The following is a 15,970-nucleotide window of genomic DNA, read 5'->3' as shown; positions in this document are numbered from 1 at the left end:
GACCAATACGGGAGAGGAGAGCCTCTTGTGAAAAGGGTCCAGATCATCCAGCGCCCCCGTCCGCCCCGGCAGCCGCTGCCCATCGACCTACGCACTCCCTCAGGGCGGGTCCTCCCTTTTTGACCCGGCCCCCGACCTACCGCCGGCCCGAAGAAGCGTCGGCGGCCCGCTCGTAACAGCGCTCGAACCCCTCAAGGACCACCGGCCACGAGCATCTGACCGGCGACGTCGACCGATTGTGCTCGGCGATCGCCCCTCGTAGCGCAGGGTCCCCCGCGAGCCGTGCCACCGCACCGGCCAGCTCGTCGAAGGTGCGCCCCAGCAGGCCTTCCTTGCCAGGGCTCACGAAGTCGGCCACACCGCTCTGCGACCGTGCCACCACCGGCACCCCCGCCGCGCGCGCCTCCAGCGCGGCCAGACCGAACGACTCCCGGGGCGCCGGGGCGACGAAGACGTCGGCCTCCGCCAGCAGCTCCCTGATCTGTTCCCGGGTGAACCTTCCCGGCATCTCGACCCAGTCGATCCGCTTCGATCGCAGATGGCGCTCCATCTGCCCCCGTGCGGGCCCGTCACCGACGATCGTGGCCCGCAGGGTGATCGGCTGCCTGGTCTTGGCCCTGGCGGCTTCCAGGAGTTTCAGGAGCCGCACGGGCTGCTTGCGCGGCGCCAGCCGGCCCACCGCGACCACGTGAACCTCGTTCGCAGGTGTACGGCCCGGCCCCTCGGGCCGCCAGCCGGACAGGTCGAGCCCGTTCGACACCACGTGGACGGGCGTTCTCGGCCCCGCCACGCGCCGGATGGGCCGGGCGGCGGCCTCGGAGACCGCCGTGCCGACCAGACCCCAGTTCTGCCAGCCCCACGTCGCCCGCAGCGCCCGGTAGAGGTTGGCGGTGACGGGATCCCACATGCTGTGCACCGTCACGACCGTGGGGATCCTCGCCCGGCGGGCGGCCAGCACCCCCATCCACGCGAACGGCGACACCGCGCCGGTGTGGACGTGGACGACCTCGGGCCGGTATCCCGCCATGATCCGGGCCAGATGGCCGGTCCCGCGCGGATGGACCGGCAGGTCGAACGGCATGCGCGCGGTCACCCGATGGACCCCCGGCAGCGGCTCGCCCGGGGTGGCGGTGACCACCTCGACGTCGTGCCCCGCCTCCCGCTGACTCCTGATCAGGTCGGCGACCTGCACCTCGATGCCGCCCAGCCGGGGCAGGTAGCAGTCGCTCACGTGAAGGATGCGCACCCGTTCAGCCTGACAGAGGTCCGGACCCGGCTCAAACGCGCGATCGGAGGGTGGGATCATGTGTCGGGTGAAGACAGCGGTGTTCTTTCACGCCCATCCCGACGACGAGGCCCTGCTGACGGCCGGGACCATGGCGATGCTCGCAGCCGAGGGCCACCGCGTGGTCCTGGTGGTGGCCACAGCGGGCGAACACGGCCTGGCCGAGCTCCCCCACGGCGACGAGCTCGGCGAGACCCGCATGAACGAGCTCTACGACTCGGCCGCCCGGCTGGGCTGCGCCCGCGTGGTCCGCCTCGGCTACGCCGACTCGGGCCTGGAGGCCGGCGGCGGGGCGGAGGACCGCCCGGCCGACGCCTTCATGGACGCCGACATCGAGGAGGCCGCGACCCGCCTGGCCGCGGTCCTCGACGAGGAGAAGGCCGAGCTCCTGACCATCTACGACCCGTCGGGCGGCTACGGCCACCCCGACCACGTGCAGGTCTACCGCGTGGGAACCCGCGCCGCGAGGCTGGCGGCGACCCCGCCGATCCTCCTGGAGGCGACGGTCAACCGCGACCCCCTCCTGAAGGGCGTCCGCCTGGCCGCCCGGCTCTACCCCCAGCTCGACATCCGCTCGTTCGAGACCGCCTACTCGGCCTCGGCCGACATCACCCACCGCGTGAACGTCCGCAGATGGACCTCGGTCAAACGCCAGTCGATGGCCGCCCACGCCACCCAGGCCAGCGGCGGAGACGGCGACCGCACCCTGGCGGCCCTGCTCAAGATCCCCGCCCCGGTCTACCGCTATGTCTTCGGCACCGAGTGGTACGTCCGCCGCGACCTGCCCCCCGGCACGAAGATGACCCACCCCTTCGACGACTGACTCAGGGCTCCGTGACGACGTCCCGTGTAGATCTCCCGGGCCCGGGCGACGTCGACGCCGCCGGGCACGTGCCAGAACGCCAGATCGAAGCTCATCACGTCTCCACCCGATCTCAGATCACGCCCGAAGCGGAGACGGCACTATCCCCCTGGGGATCTGGGCCGGTTCGTACCAGAGGAGGAGCGAAGCGCTCTGTGCGCCCGGCAGACTGGGCGCATGAACAGGTGGGTGCGGGTCGGCATGTCGGTCGCGTCGCTGGCGCTGGCCGCGGGGCTGATCGTCTACCTGCCCTCGATCATCGGGTCGCTGACCGGGGCGACGATGTCGTGGGGGCAGATCGGGGGCCTGTTCGCCGCGGTCTCCTGGCAGATGGCCGCGCTGATGACGGTCGTGTGGCTGACCAGCCTGCTCGCCTACACGTTCGTGCTGACCGGGTCGCTGCCCGGGCTGGGGCACACGCAGGCGCTCACCCTGAACGCCGCGGGGAGCGCGGTGAGCAATCTGCTGCCGTTCGGCGGGGCCGCCGGAGTCGCGTTGACGATGGCGATGACCAAGGGGTGGGGGTTCCCCGTCGGGGCGATCGTCGCCTCGACGCTGGTCAGCGGCGTGTGGAACATGATCTTCCGGTTCCTGCTGCCCGCGGCCGGCATCCTGGCGCTGCTGCTGTCGGGGACGGCGCTGTCCCCCAGTGTGACCAACGCCGGGTGGGTGGCCTCGGTCTCGCTGCTGGCGCTGGTGGTCGTCGTCGGGGCGGCGCTGTTCTGGGAGCGCGGGGCCCGGGTGATCGGGCACGGCGCCGACCGGGTGGTGGGGCTGACGCCGAGGAAGATCCGGCCGGCCGAGCACTGGGCGTCGGAGGGCATCCACAAGCTGCGGGCCGACATGGCGGGGGTCGTCCGGTCGGGCTGGCTGAAGATGTCGTTCGGGATGGTCTTCTTCCTGGGGTTCCAGTGGCTGATCCTGGCGCTGTGCATGGTCGGGACCGGGTCGTGGGTGGGGACGGCGCAGTCGATCGCCGTGTTCGCGCTGTCCCGGGTGCTGACCAGCGCGCTGGCCACGCCCAGCGGCGCGGGGTTCATGGAGGCCGGGACCGCGCTCGCGCTGATCGGGTTCGGCGCGGGCGAGGCGCAGGCCACCGCCGCCGCGATCCTGTTCGGTTTCTGGACCTACACGATCGAGATCCCGTGGGGCGGGCTGGCTCTCGGCGGCTGGGCCCTCCTGCGCAGGCGGGACGGCAGACGCGAGGCGGAACCCGTCACTCGCGAGAAAGCATCATGATCTTGCGCGACAATTGACCTCACTCTCCCCGAAGTGAGGTTGACCGGTGAACGTCTTGTGTACCGTTTGGCGGCGCGCATAGCGTGGCGGCTGACATGAGCACGGTGGGCTTCCGGGTCTTGGGCCCGGTCGAAGCGTACGACGGCGACAACGAGCTCGATCTCGGCGGCCTCCGCCAGCGGGCCGTTCTGGCCAGGCTTCTCGTCGCCCGGGGTCAGGTGGTCCCGGTCGACACTCTTCTGTTCGACCTGTGGGCCGACGACGCCGCCAAGGGCGCGCAGTCGGGCCTCCAGGTGTACATCTCGCGGTTGCGGCGGGTGCTGGAGCCCAACCGCCCGAGGGGCGGGCCCAACCGGCTGCTGGTCACCGTCGCCTCCGGCTACGCCCTGCGGGCCGCGCCCGAGCAGGTCGACGCGCTCCGGTTCGAGGCGACCGTGCGGGCGGCCGGCGAGCGGCTCGACGACAACCCGCAGACCGCCAGGGCCCGGCTGGAGTCGGCTCTGGGGCTGTGGCAGGGCACTCCGTACAGCGACTTCCAGGACCAGTCGTGGGCCGAGGCCGAGGTGACGCGCCTCAGCGAGCTGCGGCTGGTGGCGCGGGAGCGCCACGCCGACGCGGGGCTGCGGCTCGGGCTCCACGCAGAGACCGTGCCCGACCTCGAGGCGCTGACCACAGAACATCCGCTGCGCGAGGAGGGCTGGCGGCTGCTGGCCCTGGGCCTCTACCGCTGCGGGCGGCAGGGTGACGCGCTGGCCGCGCTGCGGCGGGCGCGGACCATCCTCGACGACGAGCTCGGCATCGACCCCGGGCCCGCGCTGCGCAAGCTGGAGAGCGACATCCTGTCGCAGGATCCGGGCCTTGAGCTGACGATCCTGCCGCGCCGGGCCGAGACGACCCCGACGTGGCCGCCGCGCCCGCTCGAAGTGAGCCCGCTGCCGCCGCTGGAGACCGAGCCGTTCGTCGGCCGTGAGTCCGAGCTGACCTCGCTGCTGGCCGCCGTCCCCCACACCAAGTCGGGCCGCCTCACGATCGCGCTGGTCGGCGGCGACCCGGGATCGGGCAAGACGACGCTGCTGCGGCAGCTCTCCGGCCGGCTGGAGGAGCAGGGCTGGATCATCGCGGCCGGGGGCTGCCCCGACAGCCCGGCGACCCCGCCCGGCTGGGCCTGGGTCGAGGTGCTGCGGGCGCTGATCGCCCGCCGTGGCGCCGGGGAGTACGGCGCGCTGCTGGCCCCCCTGCTCGACGACCACGCGCCGGTCCCCAACGACGACGACGCCTCCGGTGGCTTCCGGCTCCACCGGGCGGTCGGCGGATTCCTGTCGGGCGTGGCCCGCGAGGCGCCGCTGCTGATCACCCTCGAAGACCTCCACTGGGCCGACGACCAGACCCTCGCGCTGCTGCGCGCCCTGCCGAGCCTGCTGGCCGCCAGCAGGGTGCTGCTCGTGGTCACCTGCCGCGAGGGCGAGCTCAACGACCAGCAGCAGGACGTGCTGGCCGCGCTGGCCCGGCTCGGCCCGGTCCGGGTCGAGCTCGACGGGCTGTCCCCCGCCCAGACGGCCGAGCTCGTGCGGGCGACGTTCGTGCGCGGCGAGATCGACCACGACGTCGTGGCCGCCATCGTCGAGCGCACCGGCGGCAACCCGTTCTACGTGAAGGAGACCGTCCGCCTGTTCGAGGCGGAGGCCGACATCTCCCAGGTCCCCTCCGGGGTCCGCGACGTGCTGCGCCGCCGCATCGCCCGGCTGCCCGAGAGGGCCCAGCAGATCCTGCTGCAGGCCGCCGTGATCGGCCGTGACGTCGACGTGGACGTCCTGGTCGACATCTCCGGCGAGGAGGACTCGGTCGTCGACGCGGTCGAGGCCGCGCTGCTGGCCGGTCTGGTCACCGAGCCGGGCGCCGGGCGTCTGCGGTTCGACCACGAGATGGTCCGCGACACGCTCTACTCCGACGCGTCCCGGCTGCGCCGCTCCCGGCTCCACGCCGCTGTGGCGTCGGTCATCGAGGCCCGGAACCCCGGCGACGTCGCGGCCCTGGCCCACCACTACGACCTGGCCGGCACCGCCGACACGGCCGCCAAGGCGGTCCGCTACGCGGGCCTCGCCGGTGAGCAGGCCGAACGCCGCTACGCCTACCGCGAGGCGGCCTCCCAGTGGGAACGCGCGATCAACGCCTACGACCGGGCGGGCGGGCGGCAGATCAAGGAGCGGCTCGAACTCCAGGTCCGCACGATCCACGCCCTGGCCCTCGCGGGCGACATGACCGCCGCACGGGCCCACCGCCGCGACGCGATGGACGTGGCGCTCCCGCTGGGCGACCTCGAACTGACCGCCCGGGTGGCGGCGGCCCTGGCCGTCCCCCACAAGGGCATCGCCCGCGACTTCACCCGCACGGCGTGGGAGATCGTCGACGTCACCGAGAAGGCGCTGCTGGAGCTGCCGCCCAGCGAACACTCGCTGCGCGCCAGCCTCCTGGCGACCCTCGCCCTGGAGCTGGAGGGCTCGGCGACCCCGCGCGGCGAGCAGGCCTCGCTGGAGGCCGAGGAGCTGGCCCGCGCCAGCGGCGACCCCAACCTCCTGGCGATGGCGCTCAGCGGGCGGCTCCGCCAGTCCTACACACTGGCCCAGGTCGACGAGCGCGAGGACATCGGGCGCGAGCTGCTCCGGGTCGGCGCGGAGTCGGGCCAGATCTCGGTCCAGACCCTCGCCCACCTGGTCCTGCTCGAATGCGCGGCGGCCCGCGGCGACTTCGCCGAGGCCGACCGCCAGCTGGCCCGCGCCGACAAGCTGGGCCAGCAGTACGGCCTGGCCGCCCCGGCGGCCGTCGGCGCCTGGTACGCCGGGCAGCGCCTCATGATCACCGGTGACTACGCCGGGGCCGAGGCGGCCTACCGGAACGCGGCCCGGCTGACCGCGCGGGCCGGGATGCTGGAGGGCCGTCAGGACCTGCCGCTGATCGCGACCTTCTGCCTCCACCTGGTCCAGGGCAGGGCCGACGAGATGGCCGACGCCCTCGGCGAGGCGCACACCCGGGGCGCGAAGTGGACCCTCGACGCCTACGCGGTGGCGCTGGCCGAGGCCGGGCACCTGCGCGACGCCCGTGCGGTGGCCGTCACGCGCGAACCCGTCCGGGGCGACTTCCTCTACGAGCTGGCCATGACCTGGCGCGCCCTCGCCGGCCTCCGGCTCGACGACGTCGACCGGATGAACGAGGCCTACGCCGCCCTACGCCCCTTCCACGACCGGATCGCCGGGGCGGGCACGGGCGTGGTGGCGCTGTGGCCGGTGGCCCGGACCCTGGGCGACCTGGCGGTGAAGCTGGGCCACCCGGAGGCGCGCGCCCACTACGAGAAGGCGCTCACGGTGGCCCGGCGGGTCGGCGTCCAGCGCTGGGTCGACGACGCGGAGGTCGCCCTCGACCGCGTCTGAGGCCGGGATCACTCCGGCTCTCCGACCGGCGGCAGGTACGGGAACTCGTCTCTCGGCTTCGGGCTGACCGATTCGCGCCCGATGCCGAGGGTCACCGGCGTGTTCGCCGCGAAGGAGAACATGACGTCGGGGGCGTTGTCGGTCAGGGCGCGGCCGTTCCAGCCCGCGAAGGTGAAGGCCGCCTCGGTGCCGATCGTGTACGGCAGCATGTTCGGCAGCATGCGCTCCATCACCGTCTGGGCGTAGGCCTCCGGGTCGGCGGCCGTTCCGTAGGCGCGGACGACCCCGGCCACCTTCGAGCGGATCACCTCGCCGTGGAGTTCGATGTCCTCGGCCGGGCCGTTGGTGTTGAGGCGGTCGCCGAGGTCCTCGTCGTACTGGGTGAACAGGGGGTGGATCATGGGCAGGCCCGCGCGGTTGATCGGGCGCCAGCCGCCGCTGTCGGTGGCCAGGCTCGTCTGGGCCCAGACGCCGATCCGCCCGTCGGGGGCGGCGATGCGGCTCAGTTCGCCGTCGGGCAGTTCGACGACGGTCGAGTAGACGGTGTGCCCGGCGAACAGGTTCCCGGCCTTGTCGGGGTTCCAGCCGGTCAGGTCGACCTTCATGCCGTGCTGGAAGGCCTGGCCCACGGCGTGCAGGACGTCGGGTTCGATCCAGAAGGAGTCGCCGGCCTGGCCGGTCCAGACCCGGCCGCCGCCGTCGAACTCGACGGTCTCGCCCATGCGGCCCTCGGCGATCGTCTCTCCTCCGGCGGGGGTCACCCAGTCGAGGCGGAAGGTCTGGCCGCCCTGTTCGTCGCGCTCGCCGAAGGTGAAGCGGAGGGTGACGTCCTCGACGGCGTCGCCGTTGCCGTCGATCTTGAACTCGTAGCGGCCCTCCGGGTGGAGGCCCTTCGGGGCGTCGGGGCCGGCGAAGGAGTGGCTGTGGTCGGCGGCGAAGACGGTGCCGCGTTCGCCGCGGAAGACGTAGAGGTCGCAGATGTCCAGGCGCGGGTCCTGGCGGGCGAGGGGTGAGTCGAGGTGGTGGGACATCGCGTGCTCCAGAGGCCGAGGCGTCCTGACCACGACGGCCCTCCCCCGGGCCGGGGAGATCCAGACCCAAGAATCAGCAGGTCACGAGGAACTTCTCGCTCATGATGCGGTCACCTGAGACGTCCAGGACCACCCGGTAGGAGCCGGGGTTGCCGGGGACGCGGACGCGCCAGTCGACGGTCCGGGTGGCGCCGCTGAAGCCGCCGGTGCTGGACAGGTAGTCCTGCCAGGCGCCGGTCGTCACGCTGCGGCGCTGGAGGGTCCATTCGTAGGTGACGGCGCCGGAGGCCACCACGCTGCGGGCGCGGTAGGAGCAGCCGGCGAGTTCGCCCACGGTGACCTCGCCGGGCTCGGGGGTGACCAGGCCGTTCTCGGCGGGGATCGACCGGGCCGACAGGGTGAGGGTGCGGGCCGGCTCTTCGGTGATCGTCGTGCCGGTCAGGTAGGCGGCGGTGGCCACGGCGGTGGCGATGAGGAGTCGCAGCGCGGTCCGGCCGCCGCTCGCGACGAGGCTGCGGGATTTCATGCCTTTTTTGTAGAACGCCGTGGTTGAGTGGTGGTTGCCGTCCGGTTGCAGGGGGTGTGGTGCGTGGCGCGGTCCAGGCGGGCTCGCTTAAGGTAAGGCTGTCCTAATTGTCATTCCAAGGCGGCACGGTGGAGTTCCCAGACCCGATGGCGGCGTCGATTCTCGGGCTGCCCTACTGGCTCGTCGGCGCGATCCTCACGGTCGCCCTCTTCGGCGCCTTCCAGGTCTACTACTGGGTGGGACACAAGGTCGGCGACGCCGTCTACGCGTCGCGACTCGGGCGCAGGATCGGGCAAGAGCGGATCATCAAGGTCGAGAACGTCGTCCGCAAATGGGGGGCACTCGCCGTCTACGGGTGTTTCTTCGTGCCGGGGCTGCGGCACACGCTGCCGTGGGTGGCGGGCGTGCTGCGGATCAACTACCGTTGGTATCTCGTCGCGAGCGCGCTGGGCTGCCTGACCTGGGCGCCGCTGGTCTGGTTCGGGCTCTATTCGGTCGTCTGGGCCTGGCTCCGGCTCGCCGCCGACTCGCCGGTCGCCGCGGTCGTGCTCGCCGTCGTGGTGCTGGCCGGTCTGGTCGGGTGGGCCCGGTGGCGCCGCCGCGGCCGGAACGCCCCGGCGGCGCAGGCGGGTTAGAGCTCCGAGTCGTCGAGAGCCGCCTCGGGGGCGGTGCGGCGCACCGACTCGACGCCGTTGACGCAGGCCGCGCGGCTGGTGAAGGGCCCGCTGACCGCGATGGTCTGCCCGTTGCCCATGACCAGCCTGAACCGGTAGGTCCCGGCCGTGTCCCTGCTGATGACGAATCTGCCCGCCATGTCGTCTCCCCCCGAATGCCGTCCGGCGGTCGCATGCCTACCCGTGCGATCATGCGGGCATGCGTGCCGCCGTTCTCGTCACCGCCGTGCTCACTTGGGCGATTTTTCTCTCCGTTCCAGCCCATGCCGACCCTCGGGTGACCGCCTCCGAGGTGTACGTCGTGGATGTCACGTCGGGAACGGTCCCGTACGCCAAACACGAGGATCGCCGGGTCCCGGTCGCCAGCCTGACGAAGGTGATGACGGCCTATGTCGTGCGCCGCCAGGCCGATCTCGACGACCTGGTGACGATCACCGCCGCCGACGTGAACCACGCCCACGCGAGCGGCGCGACCCACGCCGGGCTGCGGGCCGGTGAGCGGCTGACCGTACGGCAGCTCCTCTACGCCCTGCTGCTGCCCTCGGCGGCCGACGCCTCCAACGCGCTGGCGCGGGCCTACGGTCCCGGCAGGCAGCGGTTCGTGGCGCGGATGAACACCGCGGCCCGCTCCCTCGGCCTGCGCGACACCCGGTTCGTCAACGCCGACGGGCTGCCCGCCCCGGGGCAGTACTCGACCGCCAGGGACCAGCTGGAGCTGACCCGGGTCGTGCTGAAGGACCGGGTGCTGTCGCAGATCGCCCGGACCAGGGTCGCGAGGGCCTCGGGGCACGTCTGGACCAACACCAACAAGCTGCTCGCCACGACGCCGGGCGCGATCGGGCTGAAGACGGGCTACACGCGGGCCGCCGGCTACTGCCTGGCGTTCGCGGCAAGACGCGACGGGCACACCTATCTCGGCGTGATCCTGGGCGACACCGGCGACCTGCGGCGGTTCACGACGGCGCGGAACCTGCTGAGCTGGGCCGAACGAGTGAGTGACAGGCGATAGCGGCGGCGGCCACCACGTTGAGCGAGTCGACGCCGTTCTTCAGGGCGGCCGGGCTCATCGGGATGCGGACGCGCTCGGTCGCCTGCGAGAGCCAGCGCGACGACAGCCCGTCGCCCTCGGAGCCGAGCAGCAGCGCGGTCCTCTCCCCCAGCCTGACCTCGTCGATCGGCACGGCCGAGGCGTCGGGGGTGAGGGCGAGCAGGTCGTAGCCGTCGAGGGCGGCCAGGCCGCCGTGCCAGTCGTCCATCCGCGCCCACGGGACCGCGAAGACGGCGCCCATCGAGACCTTGATCGCGCGGCGGTAGAGGGGGTCGGCGCAGCGCGGCGACAGGACCACGGCGTCGACCCCGAGCGCCGCCGCCGAGCGGAAGATCGCGCCGACGTTGGAGTGGTCGACGAGGTCCTCCAGCACGACGATCCGCGCCGACCGCCGGGCCAGGTCGGCCACCTTCGGAAGGGGCAGCCGCTCGAAGGAGGCCAGCGCCCCCCGGTGGACCGGGAAGCCGGTGACCTGCTCCATGAGGGCGTCGCCCACGACGTACACCACCTGGTTCTCCAGCACGTCGGCCAGGTGGGTGAGCCACTTCGGGGTGGTCAGGAAGGCGCGGGCGGGGTGGCCGGTCTGGAGGGCGCGGCGGATGACCTTCTCGCCCTCGGCCAGGAACAGGCCGTGTTCGGCCTCCAGGCTCTTGCGGAGCTCGACGTCGCGCAGGTGGGTGAAGTCGGTCAGGCGCGGGTCGGCCGGGTCGTGGAGCTCGATGACCATCACGCAAGCCTACCCTTGCCACCCCTTGGCGACGGCGAAACAGATGTGACCGATCGTGACCGGTACAGTACTCAGCGCTGTATCCGGCGGTGCGAGTGCGATCGGGGGTCAAGGTGCCTGACCAGCGGACGCTCACGCGCCCGGCCGTTGTTGTGGCCGAGAGCTGGCTGAGGGACGCCCGCCGCGCGCGCCTGCTGTCGGTGGCGACCCTCGGCTGGCTCGGCGCCGAGAGCCTGCTGGGCGTCTACGCCGGCTGGACCGCCGATTCGGCCGCGCTGCTCGGGTGGGGCCTGGCGGCCCTGGTCGAGGCGCTGGCCAGCCTCGTCGTGCTGTGGCGCTTCACCGGCGACCGGCTGCTGTCACCGTTCGCCGAGCGCCGCGCGACCCGCGCGGTCGCGGTGAGCTTCTGGCTGCTGGCGCCCTATCTGGTGGTTCACGTGCTCCACGACCTCGGCCACGGTCACCGGGCCGCGCCGACCGGTCTCGGCGTCGCGGTGACCACGATCAGCCTGGTCAGCATGCCGGTCCTCGGGTGGGCCAAGCGCCGCGTCGGGGCCCGCCTGGCCTCGGCCGCGACGACCGGCGAGGGCACCCAGAACGTGCTGTGCGGGATCACCGCCGCCGGCGTGCTCGCCGGGCTCGGGGCGGCCTCGATCGGCTGGTGGTGGGCCGACCCGCTGGTGGCGCTCACGCTCGCGGGGATCGCCGTGTACGAAGGCGGCAGGGCCTGGCGCGGGCACGTCTGCGACCACTGAAGCGACAGCACCGCCACGTCCATGCCGGCGTCCCGGAGGGCGTCGATCACCTCTGAGGCCCCGCCGGGGATCGTCCAGACCCGGCCGTGACGGCCCGTCAGATGGACGGCGCGCAGCCCGGGAAGGGCCCGCAGCGCCTCTCTGGCCGAGGGCGGCAGGCCGGGGCGGTTGAACTCCAGCAGCAGGAGATCCCCGTCACGCATCCCAGCCCCCGGGTGCAGATTCGTCGAATTGCACAACACGATACATCGCGAGATGGCGGTGTCAAGATGTATCGCGATGCCCATCATCGCAGTAAAAGGGACGTTTTGCCGGTCTAGTGGTTGCCACTATGGTTCCGTAAGCATTACGGAGAATCTCCCTTTATGCCTGGACAGGGAGACCAACGAGCGACGAAGAGGCCATCGTGGGACGTCACCGCACTGACGAGATCGAGGGCGGCTACCCCGCGTACGAGCAGCCGCCGTCCCGGCGGAAGTCAGCCGGGCCGGGCAAGGTGCTCGTCCCCCTCGCCGGGGCCGTGGCCCTCGCGGTCCTCCTGGGTGTGGCGGCGTACGTCGTGGTGAACAAGGACTCGGCCGGGTGCTCCGGCGAGAAGGTGTCCCTGTACGTGGCCGTCGCCAAGGACATCGAGCCGGCCGTGAGCGAGATCGCCGGCCGGTTCGTCAAGGCCGAGAAGCAGGTCGACGGGCGCTGCGTCGAGGTGGCCGTGAAGGGCACCGACTCCGACGGGGTCGCCGCCGCGCTGGCCGGGACCGGCGGCGCCAGCTCCGCGCCGGACATGTGGATCCCCGACTCGTCGCTGTGGCTGTCCCAGATGCCGGAGAAGTCGGCGCCCAAGGTGACCGGGAACCTGGCCGCCTCGCCGATCGTGCTGGCCGCGCCGAAGGCCGCCGCCGCCAAACTGGCCGAGTCGCTGCAGCCGAGCTGGACCGGCCTGATGACGGCCGCCAACGCCGCCAACCCCGACGGCCTGGCCAGCAAGGTCCGCGTGGTCGTGCTCGACCCCGCCAAGAACGCCGCCGGGCTCGGCGCGCTGCTGGCCGGGGCCGGGGTCCTCCAGCAGAGCGGCGACGAGAACGCCGAGGAGCTGCTGGTCGGCGTGCTGCGCCAGCTGTCGGAGTCGAAGGTGACCTCGCCCGACAACCTGTTCGCGACCCTGTCGAAGGCCGCCAGGCGGGTGCCCATCGGGGTGACCTCCGAGCAGTCGATCTGGGAGTTCAACAGCAAGAACAAGAACGCCGCCGTGGCGCTCTATCCGGCCGAGGGCACCGTCAGCCTCGACTACCCGATCGTCACCACGGCCAAGGACCCCGACGTCGTGCAGGCCGCCAAGCTCTTCACCGCCGAGCTCGCCTCCGCGGCGTCCCGCAAAACCGTCCAGGAGCACGGTTTCCGCTCGCCCGAGGGCAAGGGGACGGTGCTGACCCCCGAGACCGGGATGCAGGCCGAGGCGCCGGTGTCGCTGCCCGTGCCCGACGCCGCGACCGTCACCAAGCTCGCCCAGTCGTGGAAGCGCGTGGGCCTGGGCACCAAGCTGCTGTCGCTGACCGACATCTCCGGCACGATGGCGCGGCCCGCCGACGCGACCGGCATCACCCGCATGCAGGCCATCTCCCAGGTCGGCATCGAGGGCCTGAAGCTGTTCCCGGACAAGACCGAGATCGGCATCTGGGTCTTCTCCGACAACCTCAACGGCAAGGGCGTCGACTGGAAGGAGACGGTCCCGGTCGGGCCGCTCGCCCAGCAGATCGACGGCGTCACCCGGCGTGAGGTGATCGCCGCCCAGATGGCCGCGATCAAGGCCATCCCCACCGGCAACACCGGCCTGAACGACTCCCTGTGGGCGGCCTACCGGAAGATGACCGAGGAGTACGAGGCCGACAAGATCAACACGATCCTGCTGTTCACCGACGGCGTCGGCAACGACGACCCGAGCGGCGGCATCACCAACGCGGGCATACTCAAGCGGCTCAAGGAGCACTACGACCCCGCCAAGCCGGTCTCGATCCTGATCATCTCGTTCAACACCCAGGGTGACGAGAACCGGACGCAGATGCAGAACATCGCCAAGGCGACCGGCGGCGAGGCCTTCTTCCCCGAGACGGTGCTGGAGATCCGCAACATCTTCCTCCAGGGCATCGCCCGCCGCCTGTGCGCCCCCAACTGCCCCAGCGCCCAGTAAGCCTCGGAGGAGCTGGAGATCCGCGCCGTCACCCCCCTCCAGGACCATCGCGGGCCGCCTGCGCACCCCCAACTGCCCCAGCGCCCAGTAAGCCTCGGAGGAGCTGGAGATCCGCGCCGTCACCCCCCTCCAGGACCATCGCGGGCCGCCTGTGCGCCCCCAACTGCCCCAGCGCCCAGTAAGCCTCGGAGGAGCTGGAGATCCGCGCCGTCACCCCCCTCCAGGACCATCGCGGGCCGCCTGCGCACCCCCAACCGCCCCAGCGCGCAGTAGAGGTCACGCAAGTCACAGGAGTCGCTGTTTTCCCAGGTCATGCCACTTGAGCATGGCCTGGAAGACAGTAAACGCGGGCCCCGGAAGGGGCGTCCTTCTCGTGTGGGGACCGGCAGGCCCCCTGTTCTCGGGGAGGAATTCCGTTGCCCGGATGGCCGACCGTCGGCCGAGCCGACGACCATCGTCTGCTCGACGCGCTCAAGCGCTCCGACGCGCACGCACCAGCCAGCCTGTACGACGCGTACGCCGATCGGCTGAACGACTACGCCTACTCCCGGCTGCACGACCTCGACCTGGCCGCGAGCGCCGTGCACGACGCCCTCGTGCTCGCCTGCGCCTCGGTGGGGCGGCTGACCGAGACGCAGCGGTTACGCGCCTGGCTCTACGCCCTGGTGCGCTTCCAGTGCGCGGCCCGCACGCCGGGTCCCGCGACCGGGCCGATCGACCTCGCCGACAGCCCCGACCCCGAGATGACCGCGCTGGTCCACGAGGCCCTGGGTGAGCTGAGCGGGCCCGAGCGCGAGGTGCTGGAGCTGTCCCTGCGCCACGACCTGACCCCGGCCGAGGCGGGCGCGGTGCTGGGGCTGACCTCCCGCCAGGCCGCCACCCGGCTGGAGCGGGCCCGGGACCACCTGGAGAACTCGGCCGCCGCTGTCGTGCTGGCGCGGACCGGCCGGGCCCACTGCCCCGACCTGTCGGCGATGGTCGACTCCTGGGACGGACCGCTGAGCACGCTGCTGCGCCAGCGGCTGAGCCGCCACATCGGCGGCTGCGAGGTCTGCACCGAGGGCAGGCAGCGGCACGTCGCGGCGCCGAAGCTGCTGGAGATGGTGCCGGTCGCGTTCCCGCCGCTGTCGCTGCGGCGCCGGGTCGTGGACACCTGCGCCCACCCGGAACGAGACGAGACGAAGATCCTCATCGCCCAGGAAGGGGATCACTTCGACCGGGACGGGTTCCCCGTGCCGGTCGGGCGGCGGCCCCGAGTGAAGCGGGGCCGCCGGGCGGGGGGCGTGTCACGGCGGGCGGCGGGGAAGAAGAAGTCCCGGCGCGCGACGCCCGCTGTGGCCGCTCTCGGCGTGGTCCTGATCGCCGGGGGCGGGGTGTTCTGGCTGAACGGCGCGAGCGCGGGCGCGCCCACGCGTATCGAGGCCATGCCCCAGCCGCAGCCCACCGACGACACCGCCGACGGCACCGTCCAGGCTCCCCAGTACGACGTCGACACCGACCCGCCGGCCGAGGAGCCGATCCCCGACACGCCGTCGCCCGAGCCCGCGGAGGCCGTGGAGACGTCGTCCACGCGGGCGCCCGCCCCGGTCCCGACGGCGGCGGGCGTCCCGTCGGCGCGGCCCACCCCGACGCGCGCGCCCGCCAGGCCCCGGCCGACCAAGCGGCCCCCGGCGGCGAAGGCCGCCCTGTCGATGACCTGCCCCGGCGACGTCGGCGACGCCACCGGCGAGGTGCTCTACCTCACCGCCAGGAACGCTCCAATCGCATGGCGCGCCAGCGCGGGCGAGGGCGTCTCGATCGCCCCGACGCGCGGGATGCTGCAGAAGGGCGCCAGCGGGCGCATGACGATCTCGATCGTCAACCCGCGCGCGGCCGGTTCGGCCACGATCGCGATCACCTCGCCGGGCGGGAACCCGTCGTGCCGGATCACCTGGCGCGGCGACGGCTACGGCCCGCCGCCCGGCGGATGGCCCGACCCGACCTCCCAGCCGCCCCGGCCCACGCCGACGCCGACCAAGACCGACGAGCCGACCTCCGCGCCCACCGAGACCCCCGCGACCCAGTTGTCGGAGGAGCCCCAGCAGTCCGGCGCGTAACACGGGCGGTTGCCGAGTCGTTACCGATAGAGTCCCTGTTCTTTGTGAACCGGGGGCGGCGCGAGAGCGTCGGCATTGACGGGCTCGTCCCCGGTTGATCCTATGAAGTGCCTCCAC

Annotated in this window: 13 protein-coding genes; 8 read left to right on the top strand and 5 right to left on the bottom strand. The window is 72.4% G+C overall.

Translation table 11 applies throughout. The features are described 5' to 3' along the window. Window positions 1-136 precede the first annotated feature (136 nt). Window positions 137-1,246 carry a glycosyltransferase family 4 protein gene (locus AW270_RS27465; RefSeq protein WP_061298978.1) on the bottom strand — a complete coding sequence of 370 codons (1,110 nt, stop codon included), beginning with the start codon at window positions 1,244-1,246 and terminating at the stop codon, window positions 137-139. A gap of 58 nt (window positions 1,247-1,304) precedes the next feature. Between AW270_RS27465 and AW270_RS27460 the strand changes: the two genes are divergently transcribed. From AW270_RS27460 to AW270_RS27450, 3 genes are all read left to right on the top strand, one after another. Next, window positions 1,305-2,108, top strand: a complete 804-nt coding sequence (locus AW270_RS27460) for a PIG-L family deacetylase (protein WP_061298977.1) — start codon at window positions 1,305-1,307, stop codon at window positions 2,106-2,108. Window positions 2,109-2,324: 216 nt separating this feature from the next. Then, a complete protein-coding gene (locus AW270_RS27455; RefSeq protein WP_061298976.1) occupies window positions 2,325-3,386 on the top strand; it encodes a lysylphosphatidylglycerol synthase domain-containing protein in 1,062 nt (353 codons plus the stop codon). 95 nt (window positions 3,387-3,481) lie between these two features. Next, window positions 3,482-6,811 (top strand): ATP-binding protein, encoded by a 3,330-nt coding sequence (locus AW270_RS27450; protein WP_061299008.1) that lies wholly within the window; start codon window positions 3,482-3,484, stop codon window positions 6,809-6,811. Between the two features lie 8 nt (window positions 6,812-6,819). On the opposite strand, the gene AW270_RS27445 is transcribed toward AW270_RS27450, so the two are convergent. Next, window positions 6,820-7,875 carry a DUF4331 family protein gene (locus AW270_RS27445; protein WP_218009359.1) on the bottom strand — a complete coding sequence of 352 codons (1,056 nt, stop codon included), beginning with the start codon at window positions 7,873-7,875 and terminating at the stop codon, window positions 6,820-6,822. Window positions 7,876-7,915: 40 nt separating this feature from the next. After that, window positions 7,916-8,368 carry a hypothetical protein gene (locus AW270_RS27440; protein ID WP_061298974.1) on the bottom strand — a complete coding sequence of 151 codons (453 nt, stop codon included), beginning with the start codon at window positions 8,366-8,368 and terminating at the stop codon, window positions 7,916-7,918. Between the two features lie 128 nt (window positions 8,369-8,496). Here AW270_RS27440 and AW270_RS27435 point away from each other — a divergent pair, with 128 nt between their 5' ends. Beyond that, a complete protein-coding gene (locus AW270_RS27435; protein WP_245674876.1) occupies window positions 8,497-9,003 on the top strand; it encodes a DedA family protein in 507 nt (168 codons plus the stop codon). Here AW270_RS27435 and AW270_RS27430 read toward each other — a convergent pair. After that, complete coding sequence (locus AW270_RS27430) at window positions 9,000-9,182, bottom strand: YegP family protein (RefSeq protein ID WP_061298972.1); 183 nt, start codon at window positions 9,180-9,182, stop codon at window positions 9,000-9,002. The genes AW270_RS27435 and AW270_RS27430 overlap by 4 nt on opposite strands. A 59-nt stretch (window positions 9,183-9,241) precedes the next feature. Between AW270_RS27430 and AW270_RS27425 the strand changes: the two genes are divergently transcribed. Then, window positions 9,242-10,051 (top strand): D-alanyl-D-alanine carboxypeptidase family protein, encoded by an 810-nt coding sequence (locus tag AW270_RS27425; protein ID WP_061298971.1) that lies wholly within the window; start codon window positions 9,242-9,244, stop codon window positions 10,049-10,051. On the opposite strand, the gene AW270_RS27420 is transcribed toward AW270_RS27425, so the two are convergent. Then, complete coding sequence (locus tag AW270_RS27420; protein WP_174549897.1) at window positions 9,996-10,817, bottom strand: TrmH family RNA methyltransferase; 822 nt, start codon at window positions 10,815-10,817, stop codon at window positions 9,996-9,998. The genes AW270_RS27425 and AW270_RS27420 overlap by 56 nt on opposite strands. A 113-nt stretch (window positions 10,818-10,930) precedes the next feature. Here AW270_RS27420 and AW270_RS27415 point away from each other — a divergent pair, with 113 nt between their 5' ends. From AW270_RS27415 to AW270_RS27400, 3 genes are all read left to right on the top strand, one after another. Beyond that, the gene (locus AW270_RS27415; protein WP_061299007.1) at window positions 10,931-11,572 is read left to right on the top strand and encodes a cation efflux transmembrane domain-containing protein; all 642 of its coding nucleotides are present in this window, start codon (window positions 10,931-10,933) and stop codon (window positions 11,570-11,572) included. 406 nt (window positions 11,573-11,978) lie between these two features. Then, window positions 11,979-13,757, top strand: a complete 1,779-nt coding sequence (locus AW270_RS27410; protein ID WP_245674874.1) for a substrate-binding domain-containing protein — start codon at window positions 11,979-11,981, stop codon at window positions 13,755-13,757. Between the two features lie 416 nt (window positions 13,758-14,173). Next, a complete protein-coding gene (locus AW270_RS27400; RefSeq protein WP_061298967.1) occupies window positions 14,174-15,853 on the top strand; it encodes a sigma factor-like helix-turn-helix DNA-binding protein in 1,680 nt (559 codons plus the stop codon). Window positions 15,854-15,970 lie beyond the last annotated feature (117 nt).

The organism is Herbidospora cretacea (assembly GCF_001570605.1).
Taxonomy (GTDB): domain Bacteria; phylum Actinomycetota; class Actinomycetes; order Streptosporangiales; family Streptosporangiaceae; genus Herbidospora; species Herbidospora cretacea.
Note: the sequence above shows the minus strand (reverse complement) of the source record. Positions and strands in the feature narration are given on the sequence as shown.